This window comes from Lutibaculum baratangense AMV1 (genome assembly GCF_000496075.1).
Classification (GTDB): domain Bacteria; phylum Pseudomonadota; class Alphaproteobacteria; order Rhizobiales; family Tepidamorphaceae; genus Lutibaculum; species Lutibaculum baratangense.
Genome location: NZ_AWXZ01000039.1, coordinates 633,302 through 650,410 on the forward strand (window position 1 = coordinate 633,302; position 17,109 = coordinate 650,410).

The following is a 17,109-nucleotide window of genomic DNA, read 5'->3' on the forward strand; positions in this document are numbered from 1 at the left end:
GCGCGGCGGCGGAACGTGCGATGGTCGCCCGGAACCCGAACGACGTGGGATCGATGATCAGCTCAGCCAAGTCGGCCGCCGCCTCCTGTCTCGCCGTGTTTCTTGCCGTGCCGGCCGCGGCGGCATCTTCCGTCGAAGTGGAGCTCGCACCGCACCTGGCGGTCTACGATGTGGGGCTCGAGCGCTCGACCGCGGCCTCCGGTGTGGAGGATTTCCGGGGGCGGCTGGTTTTCAGGATCGCCGGGTCGTCCTGCGCCGGATACGAGACGGAGACGCGGTTTCTCGGAGAGGTCTCGGGCGAGACCGGCGCGGCCGTCACCGACACCCGTTCCACGACGTCCGAATCGGCCGACGGGCGGCGCTTCTCCTTCCATTCCGAGCGCTACACGGGCGACGAGCTCCTCGAGGAGACGGAAGGGGTGGCGCGCCGAACGGGCGAGGGGGTTGCAGTGGAGCTGGAACGGCCCGACGGCGAGAGCTTCGCCCTTCCTGCGGACGTCGCCTTCCCGTCGCAACACATGGTGATGATCCTCGAGGCGGCGCTCGAAGGGCGCAGGATCGTCGTCTCCCAGGTCTATGACGGGTCGGAGTCGGGGCACTTCGCCTACGACACGACGACGACGATCGGCCGGAAGAAGTCGCCCATGCCGGAGGATCAGCCGAGAGATCTGCAGGGCAATGCGGGGTCGGCGATGTCCCGATGGACGAGCTGGCCCGTCACCATCGCCTATTTCGACCCGACCTCCGAGGACCCTTACCTTCCGGCCTACGAATTCACCTACGACCTGTTCGCGAACGGCATCAGCCGGTCGATCCGGCTCGACTATGGCGACTTCGTGCTGTCGGGCCGACTTGCGAGCCTCGAATTGGGCGATGCGCCGGACTGCGACCTCTAGATCACGATGATGTTCACTCGCCCTGAGTCTCGCGCTTGCGCGGCCGCGGGACGAAGGCGATGCCCCGCTGCACGAGGTCGCTGCCGAAGCGCTCGCGCAGGCGGTCTATGGCGGCTTCGGCGGCGCCGAGCTTCACCGGCCGCTGGTCGAGGAGATCCGGCAGATCGGCGCGGTCTCCCGTCACGAGGTCGGTCGCGCCGATGCCGAGAAGGCGGAACGCCCGGCGCCCGTCGGCCTCCGCGAGCAGCATGCGGCAGCCCTCCTCGAAGAGCCGATGGGCGAGCCGCGTCGGGTTGTCGAGGCGATGCGACCGCGTGATCGTGCGGAAGTCGGGCGTCTTCAGCTTCAGCGTGACGCTTCGACCCGACAGGCCGGCAGCCTTGAGGCGCGCGGAGACCTTCTCGCAGAGACGCCAGAGCGTCTGCATGAGAAGCTGCACGTCCGCCACGTCCTCCTCGAAGGTCGTCTCGCTGGAGATGCTCTTGGCTGGCCTGTCCGGCGTGACGCGCCGCCGGTCCTCTCCGTGCGAAAGTTCAGCGAGGCGCAAGCCCATTCGCGCCGTAGCGCCGGGCGAGATCGCCCCGGTCGGCACGCTGCAGGTCCGCGATCGTGCGCAGGCCGTCGGCCAAGAGGCGGTTGTGCAGCGACGGCCCGACACCCCAGATCGCGGAGACGGGCCGCGCGGCGAGGAAGGACCGCGCCTCCGCCCGCCCGACGACCGAGAAGCCGCGCGGCTTGTCGAGGTCGGAGGCCATCTTCGCAAGGAACTTGTTCGGCGCGAGGCCGATCGAGGCGGAGATGCCGACCTCCCGGTCGAGCCTGAGGATGAGCCGTGCCAGCGTCCGGGCTGGGGGCGCCCGGTGGAGGGACTGCGTGCCCGACAGGTCCATGAACGCTTCGTCGATCGAGAGCGGCTCGACGAGCGGCGTGAGCTCCAGCATCATCGCGCGGATCTGCCGGCCCACTTCGGCGTATTTCCTCATGTCCGGCGGCAGGACGACGGCATCCGGGCAGAGCTTCATCGCCTGGAACATGGGCATCGCCGAGCGGACGCCGCGGATCCTCGCGATGTAGCAGGCGGTGGAGACGACGCCGCGGCGGCCGCCGCCGATGATCAGCGGCCGGTCGGCGAGCGACGGATCGTCGCGCTTCTCGATCGCGGCGTAGAAGGCGTCGCAGTCGAGATGCGCGACCGACAGCTCGTTCAGCTCGGCATGGCGGACGAGGCGGGGGCTGCCGCAGCTTCGGCAGCGAGCGCCCGCTCCCGGATCGGACGCGCAGTCGAGGCACAGGCCCGGCAGGGCCGCGCCGACCGTGTCGCCCTGGGTCAAGTCTTCTCCCACAGCCGCGCGGCGCCGCGAACGCCGCTGGCGTCGCCGTAGCGTGGCGGCACGATCCTGACCTTCGGCTCGTCGGCGAACACCCACTTCTCCATGAGGGGCGGCACCTCCTCGTAGAGATGCGGCATCTGCGAGAGGCCGCCTCCGAGGACGATCATGTCAGGGTCGAAAATGTTCGTCATCATCGAAAGGCCGCGGGCGAGCCTGGAGACGTGGCGGTCGAGCGTCGCGCGGGCGGCCGCGTCGGTCGGAGCCTTGCGGGCGACCTCGATGGCGGGGAGGTTCTCGCCGGTGCGGTTCAGGTGGTCGAGCGCGAGGCCCGTGCCGGAGAGCCACAATTCCATGCAGCCGGGCCTGCCGCACCAGCAGGTCGGGCCCGGAAACTCGTCTTCGGAGGGCCAGGGCAGGGGCGTGTGGCCCCATTCGCCGCCGCAGCGATTGGGCCCCTCGACGATTTGCCCGTTGAACACGAGGCCGCCGCCGCAGCCTGTGCCCAGAATGACGCCGAAGACGCCGCGCGCACCGGCCGCGGCACCGTCGACGGCCTCCGAAAGGGCGAAGCAGTTCGCGTCGTTCGAGAAGCGCAGCGGCCGGCCGATCACCCGCTCCGCGTCCTGGGCCAGGGGCTTCTGGTTCAGCCAGACCGAGTTCGAGTTCTGCACGAGGCCGGAGACGGGCGAGAGGGACCCCGGCATGCCGATCCCGACCGTCCCGGAGGCGCCTGCCATACGCTCGACCTCGGCGATCACGATGGCGATCGTCTCGACCGTCTGCTCGTAGTGGTCGCGGGGCGTGGGGGCGCGGAACTCCGACAGGATCTCGTCGTCGGCTCCGAGCATGACGCCGGCGATCTTCGTGCCGCCCATGTCGATGCCGACGCGGCAGCCCGGTTTCAGCTCCATGTTCCGATCACTCCCTGGAAACTCGCTGTGGTGGGGGCGTCGATCCCGGTGCGCGGCTCAGGCTCCGCCGCCCCGGGCGGCGAGGCGCTGTCTCAGAACGGGGAGCCGGATCGGATCGATCCTCTCCTCCTCGCAGAAGACGAGGAGGAGCGCTTCGTCGGCCATCACGTGGTCGAGCACGGCCCGAAGGAATCCCGGCTCGCCGGCCACCTCCCTGATCGCCTCCGGCTCGATTCCCGTGAGCCTGAGGAAACGCAAGATGCGCTCCTGGTCGCGCGCGAGGAACGCGAACGCCAGAAGGCCGATCTCCTCGGCCTCCCGATCGGGCCCGGACCCCTGCGAGTCTGCGATCGAATTTGCTTTTCTGTAAGTTTTCACTTCTAGGTTCTCGAGCAGGACGCAAGGGCATTTGGCGCGGATCGCGAGCCCTCCCAACGGAAGCCGTTCAGAAGGCCCAAGGCCAGCCATAATGACCAAGACAGTTATGATCGTGGAGGACAACGAGCTCAATATGAAGCTCTTCAACGACCTCCTCATGGCCAACGGCTACACGACCGTCCAGACCCGGAGCGGGAGCGAGGTGATGGATCTCGCGCGCCAGCACAGGCCGGACCTGATCCTGATGGACATCCAGCTTCCGGAGATCTCGGGCCTCGACGTGACCCGCTGGCTGAAGGAGGACGAGGACCTCCACCGCATACCCGTCGTCGCCGTCACCGCCTTCGCCATGAAGGGCGACGAGGAGCGGATCCGCTCCGGAGGCTGCGAGGCCTATATCTCCAAGCCTATCTCGGTGACGAAGTTCCTGGAGACCGTCCGCTATTACCTTGGCGAAGAGGCTGGCAGATGACTGCGCGCGTGCTGGTGGTCGATGACATTCCGGCGAATGTCAGGCTCCTCGAGGCTCGGCTGAGCGCCGAGTATTTCGAGGTGGTCACCGCCTTCAACGGGCCGGACGCCCTGGAGATCATCGAGCGCGGCGAGTGCGACATCGTCCTCCTCGACATCATGATGCCCGGCATGGACGGTTTCGAGGTCTGCCGCCGCATCAAGGAGAACCCCGCGACCTTCCACATTCCGGTCGTGATCGTGACGGCCCTCGACGCGCAGGAGGACCGGGTGCGCGGCCTCGAGGCCGGGGCGGACGATTTCCTGACGAAACCGGTGAACGACATCGCGCTCCTTGCCCGCGTGAAGAGCCTCGTGCGGCTCAAGTTCCTCACCGACGAGCTGCGGATGCGGGCGACGACGAGCCGCGGCATGGGCATGGATGAGCAGGCGGTGATGCCGCTGGCGGTTCATTCCGACGGAGCCCGGGTGCTCCTCGTCGACGGCCGACGCAACTCCTCCGAGCGCATCCTGGCCGCGCTCGAGCCGCGCCATCACGTCGAGGTCGAGGCCGACCCGCGCGAGGCGCTCTTCCGGATCGCCGACGGCGGCTTCGACGTTGCCCTGATCAGCCTGGACTTCGACGATTTCGACGGGTTGCGGCTCTGTTCGCAGATCCGCTCGCTCGAGCGCACCCGCAACATCCCGATCCTGATGATCTCCAGTCCCGACGACGATGCGCGCCTGATGCGCGGGCTCGATCTCGGTGTGAACGACTACATCACTCGGCCGATCGACTACAACGAGCTCGTGGCCAGGGTGGCGACGCAGGTGCGCCGCAAGCGGTTCGCCGACAGGCTGCGCGACAACGTCCAGATGACCGTCGCGATGGCCCTCACCGACCCGCTGACGGGCCTGCACAACCGGCGCTACATGGAAAGCCACCTGGCCACCCTCATCGGCCAGGCGAAGGACCGGGGGCGCAGCCTCTCGGTGCTCGTGCTCGATATCGACTACTTCAAGGCCGTAAACGACGAGTACGGCCACGATGTCGGGGACGAGGTGCTCCGCGAGTTCTCGATGCGGCTGCGCAAGGCGATTCGCGGTATCGACCTGTGCTGCCGGCTCGGCGGAGAGGAATTCGTCGTGGTGATGCCGGAGACCGAGCTGCCCCAGGCGCTCCTCGTCGGCGAGCGGATCCGCCAGCGGATCGGCACGCAGCCGTTCCTCGTCGGTGGCCGGAAGCTCGAAATCACGGTGAGCGTGGGGGTCGCGGCGCTGGAGCGGAGCAGCGAAGATGGCGCGTCGATCCTGAAGCGCGCCGACCAGGCGGTCTACAGCGCCAAGCGGCACGGTCGGAACCGGGTGGTGTCGGAGGCCGCCTGACGCGTTCGTGATCGCGTTCGACCTTCCTGTCATAAATCTTTACCTTAACGCTTGATTAAAAGCGGTAATCCTTAAATTTGGATTGATTCTCTCGGGCGTGAGGATAATCTCACAACCGTGGATTTCGGTCGGGGTCAAGCGGCGGTGCCCGACCGGTAAGAGCTAACCCTGCGGAGTGCTCAGGTCCGCCGCATCTCCTGGGTCCGTAGGGTTCGGCCGGCCGGAGGCGGCTAGAGTGGCCTCCTCGTATAGGTCGTCTTCGGTCGGCCACCTCAGACTAACGGTTCCTGACCTCCTTGCAGGAGCCGGTCGGTGTCCCCGACCGGCTCCTTTTTTCTTTGCGAACGATCCGCAATATCGTCCCGCCTGCGACAATGCGCGCAAAGAAAAAGGGCACCGCCTTGGCGATGCCCTTCCAGAACGCTGGTGCGTCGGCAGGAAGCTACTTGATCTTCGCTTCCTTGAACTCGACGTGCTTGCGCGCGACCGGGTCGTACTTCTTGACCGTCATCTTCTCGGTCATCGTGCGCGAGTTCTTCTTGGTGACGTAGAAATAGCCCGTGTCGGCGGTGCTCACGAGCCGGATCTTGACCGTTGTCGGCTTGGCCATGTCGAAATCGTCCTGTCAGTTGGGTGTGGCGTCGCGCGCGAGAGCGGGCGCAGTCGTTGCCGAGAAACTACCCGCCGGCCGCCGTTTGTCAAGGAATCCCTGTCAGCCCCGACGCACGAAAGACGAGACGAAGCGGGTGAAGGGGACGAGCATGTAGAGACCGAACAGGCTCGCCATCACCCAGGCGAAGCCGTGGGGATCCCAGACGTCCATGGCCGCGCCCGCGCTGATCGGGCCGACGAGCATGCCGAACGAGTAGAGCATCACGAAGAGCGAGTTCGCCGCCGCCAGATCGGCGCCGGAGAATCGTGCAGCCAGATGGGTCAGCCCGATCGTGTAGAGCCCGCCCGTCAGCCCGCCCCAGATGAAGACCAGCGGCAGAACGAGCCAGAGGGAGCCGACGACGAAGGGCAGGAGCAGGGCGCCGATCAGCCCGGCGAGCGCGCAGACCGCCAGCGCCAGGGTGCGGTTCAGCCGGTCGGCCGCGAGCCCGATCGGGATCTGGAACAGCATGTTCCCGATGCCGACCACGGAGATGAGCATCGCGGCCGCGCCTTCGCCGAGGCCATTGCGCAGGCCGTAGAGGGCCGTGAGCGAAAAGGTCGTCTGTTCGAACGCGCCGAAGACGAGCGCGGCGAGCGTCGCCGACGGCGCGACGAAGAGGAGCGCCAGAAATCGAAAGCTCTGGGCGCGATCGACGGCGGGAGCCACGGCGCGGCCGAAGGCGACCGGAAGTGCTGCGGCGAGAAAGGTCGCGGGCACGAGGACGAAGAGGATCGGGTTCTCGCTCCCGAAGACCGCCAGCGCCCCCGGTCCGACCGCGAATCCGAAGGAGAGGACCGTCGCATAGATCCCCATCACGAAGCCGCGGCGGCCTTCGGGCGCGGCGGTCGCGATCCAGAACTCGCTCACGATGAAGAGGATCGTGACGGAGCTCGTGAAGAGGAAGCGGAGCGGGAACCACAGCCAGAAGTCGCTGACCGGGAACAGGGAGAAGGTAACCGCGCCGTTCGCCAGCGCGACGTAGATGAGGCGCTTCGTGCCGAGACGGCGGACGAGGCGGGGCACGAGCGGCGCCGTGACGAGGGAGGCGAAGCCCGCCACCGCCGTGTTCACGCCGATCATGGTGCTCGAGATGCCGCGGCTCTCCAGAAGCAGCGACAGGAGCGGCCCGGAGAGGCTGAGGCCGAAGCCGACGACCGATATGCAGATGATGGCGGCGATGATCCCGCGCCGCCGCATGGCGCTCTCGTCCGCCGCGGACCTCCGTTCGACCGCGACGCCGAACTCACCCTTCAAGACACTGAACCTCCACCGTCCGAGGGCTCCCTGTGCCACGGGGCTGAGGCTTCGGCAAGCTCCTGCGGCAGCGCCGAGGGGCCGCTCTCAGCCGTCAGGAGATCTCTTCGGCCACGTGCTTGCCCCGCACGGTCCGGCGGAACAGGACGGGTCGATGGGAGCGAAGCCCGCCCGGGGCCCCGAGCCGTTCGCGCAGCACCGTCAGCGCGACGCGCGTCACCCCCGGCATCTCCATGCCGAGCGCCCCGTCGATCGGCAGGTAGCGGCGCTCCTCCAGCTCCGCAGTGGGGCAGTCCTCCGGCGGCAGGGCATGGGCGATGCGATCGGCCCCAACGGCGAAGAAGCGGTTGTCGAAGCGGCGCGTCTGGCGTGGCGGCGTGATCGCCCGCATGAAGAGCGAGAGGCCCGAGAGATCGGGCGCGAACCCGTGGCCGAAGAACGCCTCCCAGCCGCGAGGGGGCGTGGCGGAGGCAGGGGCCGCGCCGCCGACGATGATCCCGGTCTCCTCGAAGAGCTCGCGGATCGCGGCACACGCGATGGCGTGCGGGCGGCGGGGCGACATCGGCTGCCGGGTGCGAAGGGTGAGAAGGCGCTCAACGGCCGGATCGAGATGACCGGCGGCCGGGACGGCGAAATCCGTCGGGTCGACCGCCCCGCCCGGAAATGCGAGCGCGCTCGGGAAGAACACGTGCCGTTTGCTCCGCACGCCCATGAGCACGTGCCAGTGCCCGCCTTCGCGCCTGCATACGGCGAGCGACGCGCTGTCGCGGGGGCGCCTGTTGGGTGCGACCGGGGCGTCGTGTTCGTCGGCCGCGAAGCCGCGCGGGTGGTCGTTCACCGAGGCGGCGTCCATGACACGAAGCCGACGCCGTCCCAGTCTTCCGCCCCGCCGGAGCGGGGATCGAAGCCGTGCATGTAATAGGCCCACTGGAGGCCGATCAGGGCGCCCTTGACCGGCGGCAGGAAGAGCAGGCAGAGGAGAATCGTCATCGGCAGGAAGATCGCCGAGTGGATCCAGAGGTCCGGCGCCCAGCCCCGCTCGACGATCAGGAGAAGCGGCACGACGATGTGGGCGACGATCGCGATGGTGAAATAGGGCGGTGCGTCGTCGGCCCGGTGGTGGTGGATCTCCTCTCCGCAATGAGCGCAGGCATCCACCGTCTTCAGGTAGCTGCGGAAGAGCTTTCCTTCACCGCAGGAGGGGCAGCGCCCCTTCATGCCGCGGCGCATGGCCGGCGCGAGCTTCCGCAGCGGCAGCTCGTCCGCGTCCCTCTGCCAGGTGATGGGCTTATCCGTCATCGCGTGATCCTCAGCGCTTGCCGCGCGTCTTGCCCTTGCCGGCGGGGGAGGGGCGCCCTTTCCGCACAGGTTTCCTCGCGCGGGGGCCGCCGGGCGCGGGGCGGTTCCTGCCGGAGAGATAGCGACCCTCGGAGACAAGTTCAAATCGCAGCGCCCCGGCCAGCGGCGCGGCCTCGACGAGTCGCACCGTCACCTCGTCGCCGAGCGTGTGGGCCTCGCCGGTGCGATCGCCCACCATGCGCTGCCTCACCTCGTCGTAGACGTAGTAGTCGTTGCCGATGGTCGACGCCGGAATGAACCCGTCGGCGCCCGTCTCCCTCAGCCGGACGAACAGGCCGGCGCGCGTCACGCCGCCGATCCGGGCGGCGAACGTGGCACCCACCTGGTCGGCCAGGAAGTTCGCGATCAGCCGGTCGACCGTCTCGCGCTCGGCCGCCATCGCGCGCCGTTCGGTCGCAGAGATCTGGGCGCCGATCTCCTCCAGCCGCTGGATCTCCTCGTCGCGCAGCCCGTCGCGTCCGAGGTCGAGGGCACGCACGAGGGCGCGGTGCACCACGAGGTCGGCATATCGGCGGATCGGCGAGGTGAAGTGGGCATAGCGCCTGAGGTTGAGCCCGAAATGCCCGAAATTCCCCGGGGCGTATTCCGCCTGCGCCTGGCTCCGCAGCACGACCTCGTGGACGAGCTGTTCGTTCTCGCTTCCACCGACCTTCTTCAGGATGCCGTTGAAATGCGAAGGCCGCAGAACCCCGGCCTTCGGCAGCTTGAGATCGAGGGAGGCGAGGAAGTCCGACAGCGCGGCGAGCTTCTCCTGTGACGGCGCGTCGTGGGCCCGGTAGAGGAGCGGCGTCCGCTCGCGCTCCAGCGTCTCGGCCGCGGCGACGTTCGCCATGATCATCGAGACCTCGACGAGCTTGTGGGCATCGAGGCGCGGCGGCACGACGACGCGCTCGACCTTGCCGTCCGCGCCGAGCACGAGCTTGCGCTCCGGTATCTCGAGCTCGAGCGGCTCGCGCGCGTCGCGCGCGGCGGCCATGCGCTCGTAGCACTGCCAGAGCGGCTTCAGGACCGGGTCGAGAAGCACGTCCGTGGCGGCATCCGGATGCCCGTCGATCGCCTGCTGCGCCTGGACGTAGTGAACGTTCGCCGCGACCCGGATCATGGCGCGGGTGAAGCGATGCCCGGTCATCCGCCCGTCGCCGCCGATCTTCATGACGGCGACGAGGGCCGGCCGGTCTTCCCTCTCCATGAGCGAGCAGAGGTCGCCGGAGAGGCGCTCGGGCAGCATCGGAACGACGCGGTCCGGGAAATAGACAGAGTTCCCCCGCTTCAGCGCTTCGCGGTCGAGCGCCGAGCCGGGCGTCACGTAGTGGGCGACGTCGGCGATCGCGACATAGAGAACGAAGCCGCCTTCGTTCTCCGGATCCGGTTCCGCGTAGATCGCGTCGTCGTGATCCTTGGCGTCGGGCGGATCGATCGTGACGAGCGGCACGTGCCGCAGGTCCTCGCGGTTCGCGAACGGCGCGGGCTCGGCCTCCTCGGCCTCGCGCAACACGTCGTCTGGGAACTCGATCGGGATGTCGTGGCTCAGGAGGGCGATCAGCGAGACGGCGTGCTCGCTCTGCATGTCGCCGATCCGGTCCGTCACCCGCGCGCGGGGCGGACCGAGCCGCGTGCCGCGCGTCAGCTCGACGGAGACGAGGTCACCGTCCCGCGCGCCACCCATGTCGGCGGGCGCGATGACGAGGTCACGGCGCTCCTTCTTGTCGACCGAGCGAAGGAGCCCGCCGCCGTCCTCCGTCGCGGCGACGACGCCGATCACGGATTTCGGCTTGCGGTCGATGACCTTGATGACGCGTCCGACGAGCGCGAACTCCCCGTGGCGGGCTTCCGCGATCCGTGCGAGCACGCGGTCGCCCACGCCCGGTGCGGGCGCGCGCGGCTTGCCGCGTCCGCCGCGGTCGTGCTCGATCAGGATCCTCGGCGCCGCGCCGTGGTCCTCCTCGTCCCAGTCGGTGGGTTCGGCGACGAGCTCGCCGTCGGCGTCCCGGCCCGTCACGAGGAGCACCTCGACGGGAGCCAGCGAGCCCGGGTGGCGCAGCCGCTTGCCGCGCTTCTCGATCTCCCCGTTCTCAGCCATCTCCCGCAGGAGCCGCTTCAGCGCGATCTTGTCGGCCGGCGCGACGTCGAACGCCTTCGATATCTCCCGCTTGCCGACCTTGCCGGGCTGCGAGCGCACGAACTCCAGGACCTGCTCGCGCGTCGGCAGGGTCGTGGCGACTGACGTCGTGTCGCGGCGCTTCTTCAAGCCTTATCGTCCGATGCGGCAGCGGCGGATTTCGACTTCGACTTCGCCGGGGCTCGCTTCGTCCCCGTCTTGGCGGAGGTCTTGGCGGCGGCCTTCGTCGTCGACTTGGTCGCGGTCTTGCCCGCCCCCTTCGACGCGGCGGTCTTCGACCCCGCGCGCTTCGCGCTCGCCTTCTTCGCCTTGCCCTTGGAGCCGGCCTTGGAGTTCAGAAGCTCGACCGCCTGCTCGACCGTCACCTCCTCGGGGTTGGCGTCCTTCGGCAGCGTCGCGTTGATCTTGCCGTCGGTCACGTAGGGGCCGTAACGGCCTGCACGGACGACGATCGGGCCGGCGAAGCCTTCGTGCTCGCCGAGCTCCTTCAGTGCCTGGGGCGTCGGGCGACGGCCGCCGCGCTCCTGCTTCTCGGCAAGCAGCGAGACCGCGCGATTGATGCCGACACTGAAGATCTCCTCGAAGGACTCAAGGTTCGCGAAGGTCTTCTGGTGCCGCACGAACGGACCGTACCGGCCGAGCCCGGCGACGATCTCCTCGCCCGTTTCGGGATGGAGACCGACGACGCGCGGGAGCGACAGCAGCTGGAGCGCCTTGTCGAGGTCGACATCGGCGGGCGCCAGCCCCTTGGGCAGGGAGGATCGCGGCGGCTTCGTTCCCTCTTCGGCCTCGCCGAGCTGGACGAACGGTCCGAAGCGCCCGGTCCGCAGCGTGACGGGCTTGCCGGTCTCGGGGTCCTGTCCGAGGAGCTTGCCCTCGGCGAGCTCGGGATCGGATTGCTCGGCGTCTATGCCGAGTTGCTTCGTGTAGCGGCACTCCGGGTAGTTCGAACAGCCGACGAAGGCGCCGTAGCGCCCGACCTTCAGGCTGAGGCGCCCATCGGCGCAGGACGGGCAGGCGCGCGGGTCGCCGCCGTCCTCGCGGGCCGGGAACACGGACGGGCCGAGGATCTCGTTCAGCGCCTCGAGCACCTCGGAGACCCGGAGGTCCTTGATCTCGTCGGTCGAGGCGATGAAGTCGCGCCAGAAGTCGCGCAGGACGTCGCGCCACTCGATCTCGCCGGCAGAGATCTCGTCGAGCTTCTCCTCGAGATCGGCCGTGAAGTCGTACTCGACGTAGCGGCGGAAGAAGCTCTCGAGGAACGCCGTGACGAGACGACCCTTCGGGTCGGGGATCAGCCGGCGCTTGTCCAGGCGGACATACTCGCGGTCCTGCAGCACGCCGAGCGTGGCGGAGTAGGTGGAGGGGCGGCCGATCCCGAGCTCCTCCAGCCGCTTGATGAGCGTGGCCTCGGTATAGCGGGGAGGCGGCTCGGTGAAGTGCTGGTCGGCGTCGACCTTCTTCAGGCCCGGCTTGTCGCCCTGCTCGATCGGCGGCAGACGCCGATCCTCCTCGGTTTCCTCGTCGTCGCTGCCTTCCTGGTAGAGCACCAGGAAGCCGTCGAAGACCAGAATGGATCCTGTCGCCCGCAGGCCCAGCACCCGGCCGTCGGCGCCGCGGGCCTCGATCTCGATCGTCGTCCGCTCGAGCTCCGCCGATGCCATCTGGCTCGCCACGGCCCGCTTCCAGATCAGGTCGTAGAGGCGTGCTTGGTCGTCGTCCAGCATCTTGCGGACGCGAGCCGGGTGCCGTGTCATGTCGGTCGGGCGGATCGCCTCGTGCGCCTCCTGGGCGTTTTTAGCCTTCGTCTTGTAGACGCGCGGGCTGTCCGGCAGATATCGCCCGCCGTACTCGCCGGCGACCATGTCGCGTGCCGCACCGATCGCCTCGTCGGCAATCTGCACGCCGTCCGTCCTCATGTATGTGATGAGGCCCATCGTCTCGCCGCCGATATCGACACCTTCGTAGAGGCGCTGCGCGACCTGCATCGTACGCTTCGGCGCGAAGCCGAGCTGGCGCGAGGCATCCTGTTGCAGCGTCGAGGTCGTGAAGGGTGGCTGCGGATTGCGGCGAACGGGTTTCTTCTCGACGGAGACGACGCGGTAGGCCGCACCTTCAAGGCTCGTTTTGAAGGCTGCCGCCTCTGCTTCGTTGCCGACCGACAGCCGGTCGAGTTTCGTGCCGTCGGCGTTGACGAGGCGCGCCTGGAACTCGCCGCCGCGCGCGCCCAGCGTCGCGGCGATCGACCAGTATTCCTGCGCCACGAAGCGCTCGATCTCGGACTCGCGGTCGCAGACGAGCCGCAGCGCGACCGACTGGACGCGCCCCGCCGAACGGGCGCCCGGCAGCTTGCGCCACAGAACCGGAGACAGCGTGAAGCCCACGAGGTAGTCGAGCGCCCGGCGGGCGAGATACGCGTCGACGAGTGGCACGTCGATCTCGCGGGGCTTCTTCATCGCGTCCAGCACGGCGTCCTTCGTCACCGCGTTGAAGACGACGCGCGAGACGGGCTTGTCCTTGAGCGCTCCCTTCCGGCGCAGGAGCTCGAGCACGTGCCAGGAGATCGCCTCGCCCTCGCGGTCGGGGTCGGTCGCGAGTATCAGACGCTCGGCCGACTTCACGGCCTTTGCGATCTCGTCGACGCGCTTCTTCGACTGGGTGTCGACCTCCCAGTCCATCGCGAAGTCCTCGTCGGGACGCACGGAGCCGTCCTTCGAGGGCAGGTCGCGCACATGCCCGTAGGAGGCCAGCACCTGGTAGTTGCTGCCAAGGTACTTGTTGATCGTCTTCGCTTTGGCAGGCGATTCGACGACGACGACGTCCATTGAGAGGAATTCCGGATCTGTTCGGGACTGGGTCGCCTCGGCTGGCGAAGCGCTTGCGGAGGGAATGTGGTGGAGGCCCGCCGTCCTGTCAAACGACGTGCGACCGCATCTGCAATCTTCACGTGTGTTTCCAGAAGAACGCGATTATAAGATGTAGAGGTCGTATCCTCTGGTTGGCTCAGCTTCGATAGTGATGATGATGAGTGGCGATCGCAAAGTCAGTCGGAGGAAAGATGCCCTCCACCCGCCCCTGAACGCTGGCCAGGCGGCGGACTATCTCGCCGATGTTCTTCCCGCCCTTGCGGGCATAGCCGACAGGGCAGGCCTCGGCGAGCTCGCCTTCCTCATCGAGATGGCGATGATCGAGGCGGCGAACCAGCGGCAGCACCGGCGCAAGTCGGGCTAGGTGGACCGGGTCCTTCAGGTCAGCGAGACCCGCTGGCCCGCATGCCGTTCGAGGCGCCCGGCCAGTTCGAGCTCGACGAGGCACATCTGAACTGCCGCCGGCGCGAGCCCCGTCTGCCGGATGATCTCGTCGACCTCGGTCGGCGTGGGCGACAGGGCTTCGAGAACGTCAGCCCGCTCCCGGTCGCCCGGGTCGGCAGGGGCGGCCGAAGGCTCGTCTTCCTCGAGAACCCGAGGCGCGGCACGCACCTCTCCGACGAGCGGCGACACCGCCTCGAGCACGTCTTCCGCCGACCTCGCCAGCGTCGCGCCCTGCCGAATCAGCATGTTCGTGCCTTCGCAGCGCGGGTCGAGCGGCGATCCCGGGACGGCGAGGATCTCGCGCCCCATCTCGCCCGCGAGCCTCGCGGTGATGAGCGAGCCCGACCGCCTGGCCGCCTCGACGACCACCGTCGCGAGCGCGAGGCCGGCGATGATCCTGTTGCGGCGAGGGAAATCCTGCGCACGGGGCACCCAGTTCGGCGGCATCTCTGTGAGCAGCGTGCCTTGCTCGGCGATCTGGCGCGCAAGGTCGGCATGCTCCGGCGGATAGATGTGACCGATCCCGCCGGCGAGAACCGCGACTGTCCCCGTCCGCAGGCTTGCGGCATGTGCGGCACCGTCGACACCGCGCGCGAGACCGGAAACGACGACATGTCCACGCTGGCCGACGCCCGCCGCGATCTCGGCGGCTATCCTTCGGCCACCCGCAGAGGCGTTGCGGGCGCCGACGATCGCGATCATCGGGAGGCGGAGGAGATCGGCTCGCCCGAGAATGTAGAGCAGGGGAGGGGCAGCCTCCACATGGGCGAAGATCGGCGGATAGCCTTCATCGCCCCAGGCGACGAGCTCCGCGCCGAGTGCCTCGGCGGCCGCGAGCTCCCGCTCGGCCTCCTCGTGCGGGGCGAGGCGTATGGGACGGTTGAGGCCGCCGCGTGAGGAGAGCCCGGGAAGGGCGGCGAGGGCCTCGCCGGCGCCACCGTAGCGGTTGATCAGGGCGCGGAAGGTCACCGGCCCGACATTCTCGCTCCGCAGGAGGCGAAGCCAGTCGAGCTTCTGCTCGCGGGAGAGGCCGGGAGCCCGGCTCGCCCCCGCACCGCTCATCCCCGCTGCCCGATCCTGCTCTCCTCGCCCCTGACGAGCTTGGAGATGTTGGTGCGGTGGGCGGCGTAGAGCATCGCGGTGAGCACGAGGAAGAGCGCTGCCCGGTCCGTCGCTCCGGTCGCGAGGAGGAGCGCGGGCGTCGCCCCGCTGGCGACGAGCGCCGAGAGGGAGGAGTAGCGCGTGAGGTAGGCGGTCGCGCCCCACAGGGCCGCGAAGGCGAGCGCGATCGGCCAGGCGAGCGCGATCAGGATGCCGAGATAGGTCGCGACGCCCTTGCCGCCCTTGAACCCGAGCCAGACCGGGAAGAGATGGCCGACGAACGCGCCGAGGCCCGCGGCGAGCGGAGCGCCTTCCGCCCAGAAGGCCGCTATGAAGACCGCGACGGTGGCCTTGAGGGCGTCGCCCAGCAGCGTGAGGGCGGCCAGGTCCTTGCGCCCCGTGCGCAGGACGTTCGTCATCCCGATATTGCCGGAGCCGATCTTCCGGATGTCGCCGAGCCCGGAGAGGCGCGTGACGATCACGCCGAACGGGATGGACCCCATCAGGTAGCCGAAGGCCAGGGCGGCGAACAGCGCGATCACGTGCTCGGAGGTCATCGGCGGCAGCGTACCTCTCCTGCGACTCAGGCCTCAGAGTCGTAGCTGTAGACCGTGCGTCCCGCAACGACCGTGCGCTCGACGCGCCCCTGCATGCGGGCGTTCTCGAAGCAGGTGTTCTTCGAGCGGGAGCAAAGCCGCTCGCGCTCGACGACCCACGGCGCGTCCGGATCGAAGAAGACGAGATCGGCCGGCGCGCCGCGCGACAGTCCTCCCCCCGGCAGCCCGAGCAGCCTGGCCGGGGTGGTCGACATCGTCTCGATCAGGCGCAAGAGCGAGACGTCCTCCGAGTGGTAGAGCCGCAGCGCCGCAGCGAGAAGCGTCTCCACGCCGATGGCACCGTCCGCCGACTCCTCGAACGGCTGGCGCTTCGTCTCGGCATCCTGGGGATCGTGATTCGAGACGATCACGTCGATCGTTCCGTCGGCAATGCCCTGCACGAGAGCCTGCCTGTCGTCCTCGGTGCGCAGCGGCGGCGACAGCTTGTAGAAGGTCCGGTAGGGGCCGATATCGGTCTCGTTCAAAGCGAGGTTCGCGACCGAGACGCTGGCCGTCACGCGGAAGCCGCGCTCCTTGGCGATCCTCAGGAGGGGAAGCGAGGCCCGGCACGAGAGGCAGGCGGCGTGGTAGCGGCCACCCGAGAGGCCGGCGAGGGCGAGGTCGCGCATCAGCATGATCGTTTCCGCCTCGTCCGGGATTCCGGGGAGGCCGAGGCGCGAGGCCATCTCGCTTTCGTTCACGACACCACCGGCCGCGAGGTCGGGATCCTCCGGCTGATGGACCACGAGAGCGTCGAAGTCGCGGGCATAGGTCAGGAGGCGCCGCATCATGCGCGCGCTCGTGATCTTGCGCCGCCCCTCCGTGAACGCGACCGCGCCGGCTTCGGTCAACAGGCCGAACTCCGTCATCTCCCGGCCCTCGAGACGCTTCGAGAGGGCCGCCATCGGCTTCACGTTGACGATGGCCGTGTCCCGGGCGAGCCGCATCACGAAGTCGACGAGCGCGACGTCGTCGATCACCGGATCGGTGTCGGGCATGCAGACGATGGTCGTCACGCCGCCGGCGGCCGCGGCGCGGCTGGCGGACGCGATCGTCTCGCGGTGCTCGTAGCCCGGTTCGCCGACGAAGACGCGCATGTCCACGAGGCCCGGCGCCAGCGCGCGGCCGCGGCCCTCGATGACCTCGGCGCCTTCGGGCAGGCCGTCATTCCCGACGAGCGGGCCCCGGTCCGCGATCTCGCCTCCGACGACGAGCAGGTTGCCGGCCTCGTCCGTGCCGCTCGAGGGGTCGAGCAGGCGCACGTTGCGAAACAGCATCGGCGCATGCGGCCGCGGCTCGAAGCTCTCCGGGGTGGCCCAGGTCGGCATGTCCAGTGTCCTCTCCTTTGGAGATGTCGACCGC

The 17,109-nt window shown here is 68.7% G+C and carries 15 protein-coding genes and 1 pseudogene; 4 read left to right on the forward strand and 12 right to left on the reverse strand.

Annotated elements, in window-relative coordinates:
* Positions 1 to 53: 53 nt before the first annotated feature.
* Positions 54 to 896 carry a cell envelope integrity EipB family protein gene (locus N177_RS17680; protein ID WP_160170943.1) on the forward strand — a complete coding sequence of 281 codons (843 nt, stop codon included), beginning with the start codon at positions 54 to 56 and terminating at the stop codon, positions 894 to 896.
* 13 nt (positions 897 to 909) lie between these two features.
* Here N177_RS17680 and N177_RS17685 read toward each other — a convergent pair.
* From N177_RS17685 to N177_RS17695, 3 genes and pseudogenes are all read right to left on the reverse strand, one after another.
* Positions 910 to 2,197: pseudogene (locus N177_RS17685) on the reverse strand (DNA polymerase IV).
* A 26-nt stretch (positions 2,198 to 2,223) separates the two neighbouring features.
* Positions 2,224 to 3,138 carry an ROK family protein gene (locus tag N177_RS17690; RefSeq protein WP_023433775.1) on the reverse strand — a complete coding sequence of 305 codons (915 nt, stop codon included), beginning with the start codon at positions 3,136 to 3,138 and terminating at the stop codon, positions 2,224 to 2,226.
* Positions 3,139 to 3,195: 57 nt separating this feature from the next.
* Positions 3,196 to 3,516: a DUF3572 domain-containing protein gene (locus N177_RS17695; protein ID WP_023433776.1), complete on the reverse strand. Its 321-nt coding sequence runs from the start codon at positions 3,514 to 3,516 to the stop codon at positions 3,196 to 3,198.
* 91 nt (positions 3,517 to 3,607) lie between these two features.
* Between N177_RS17695 and N177_RS17700 the strand changes: the two genes are divergently transcribed.
* A complete protein-coding gene (locus tag N177_RS17700) occupies positions 3,608 to 3,988 on the forward strand; it encodes a response regulator (protein WP_040485985.1) in 381 nt (126 codons plus the stop codon).
* Positions 3,985 to 5,352, forward strand: a complete 1,368-nt coding sequence (locus tag N177_RS17705) for a PleD family two-component system response regulator (protein WP_023433778.1) — start codon at positions 3,985 to 3,987, stop codon at positions 5,350 to 5,352. The genes N177_RS17700 and N177_RS17705 overlap by 4 nt, the downstream gene beginning before the upstream one ends.
* 442 nt (positions 5,353 to 5,794) lie before the next feature.
* On the opposite strand, the gene rpmG is transcribed toward N177_RS17705, so the two are convergent.
* From rpmG to topA, 6 genes are all read right to left on the reverse strand, one after another.
* Entirely contained in the window at positions 5,795 to 5,962 is a 168-nt protein-coding gene (gene rpmG, locus N177_RS17710; RefSeq protein ID WP_023433779.1) for a 50S ribosomal protein L33, read from the reverse strand.
* 102 nt (positions 5,963 to 6,064) lie between these two features.
* Positions 6,065 to 7,261 carry an MFS transporter gene (locus tag N177_RS17715; RefSeq protein ID WP_023433780.1) on the reverse strand — a complete coding sequence of 399 codons (1,197 nt, stop codon included), beginning with the start codon at positions 7,259 to 7,261 and terminating at the stop codon, positions 6,065 to 6,067.
* A gap of 94 nt (positions 7,262 to 7,355) precedes the next feature.
* Positions 7,356 to 8,114, reverse strand: coding sequence for an NUDIX hydrolase (locus N177_RS17720; protein ID WP_051402443.1), 759 nt, complete (start codon positions 8,112 to 8,114; stop codon positions 7,356 to 7,358).
* Positions 8,096 to 8,560: a DUF983 domain-containing protein gene (locus N177_RS17725; protein ID WP_023433782.1), complete on the reverse strand. Its 465-nt coding sequence runs from the start codon at positions 8,558 to 8,560 to the stop codon at positions 8,096 to 8,098. The genes N177_RS17720 and N177_RS17725 overlap by 19 nt, the downstream gene beginning before the upstream one ends.
* Positions 8,561 to 8,570: 10 nt before the next feature.
* Positions 8,571 to 10,868: a ribonuclease R gene (gene rnr, locus N177_RS17730; protein ID WP_023433783.1), complete on the reverse strand. Its 2,298-nt coding sequence runs from the start codon at positions 10,866 to 10,868 to the stop codon at positions 8,571 to 8,573.
* On the reverse strand, positions 10,865 to 13,564 hold the full coding sequence (gene topA, locus N177_RS17735) for a type I DNA topoisomerase (protein WP_023433784.1): 2,700 nt from the start codon (positions 13,562 to 13,564) through the stop codon (positions 10,865 to 10,867). The genes rnr and topA overlap by 4 nt, the downstream gene beginning before the upstream one ends.
* A gap of 196 nt (positions 13,565 to 13,760) precedes the next feature.
* On the opposite strand from topA, the gene N177_RS17740 reads away from it, so the two are divergent.
* On the forward strand, positions 13,761 to 13,970 hold the full coding sequence (locus N177_RS17740) for a hypothetical protein (RefSeq protein WP_210163438.1): 210 nt from the start codon (positions 13,761 to 13,763) through the stop codon (positions 13,968 to 13,970).
* 14 nt (positions 13,971 to 13,984) lie between these two features.
* Here N177_RS17740 and dprA read toward each other — a convergent pair whose 3' ends face one another.
* The 3 genes from dprA to N177_RS17755 are packed head-to-tail and all read right to left on the reverse strand — an operon-like array spanning position 13,985 to position 17,075.
* Complete coding sequence (gene dprA / locus N177_RS17745) at positions 13,985 to 15,112, reverse strand: DNA-processing protein DprA (protein ID WP_023433786.1); 1,128 nt, start codon at positions 15,110 to 15,112, stop codon at positions 13,985 to 13,987.
* Positions 15,109 to 15,708 carry a glycerol-3-phosphate 1-O-acyltransferase PlsY gene (gene plsY / locus N177_RS17750; protein WP_023433787.1) on the reverse strand — a complete coding sequence of 200 codons (600 nt, stop codon included), beginning with the start codon at positions 15,706 to 15,708 and terminating at the stop codon, positions 15,109 to 15,111. Before plsY ends, dprA begins: the two co-directional genes overlap by 4 nt.
* 26 nt (positions 15,709 to 15,734) lie before the next feature.
* Positions 15,735 to 17,075: a dihydroorotase gene (locus tag N177_RS17755; protein WP_023433788.1), complete on the reverse strand. Its 1,341-nt coding sequence runs from the start codon at positions 17,073 to 17,075 to the stop codon at positions 15,735 to 15,737.
* Between the last annotated feature and the right edge of the window lie 34 nt (positions 17,076 to 17,109).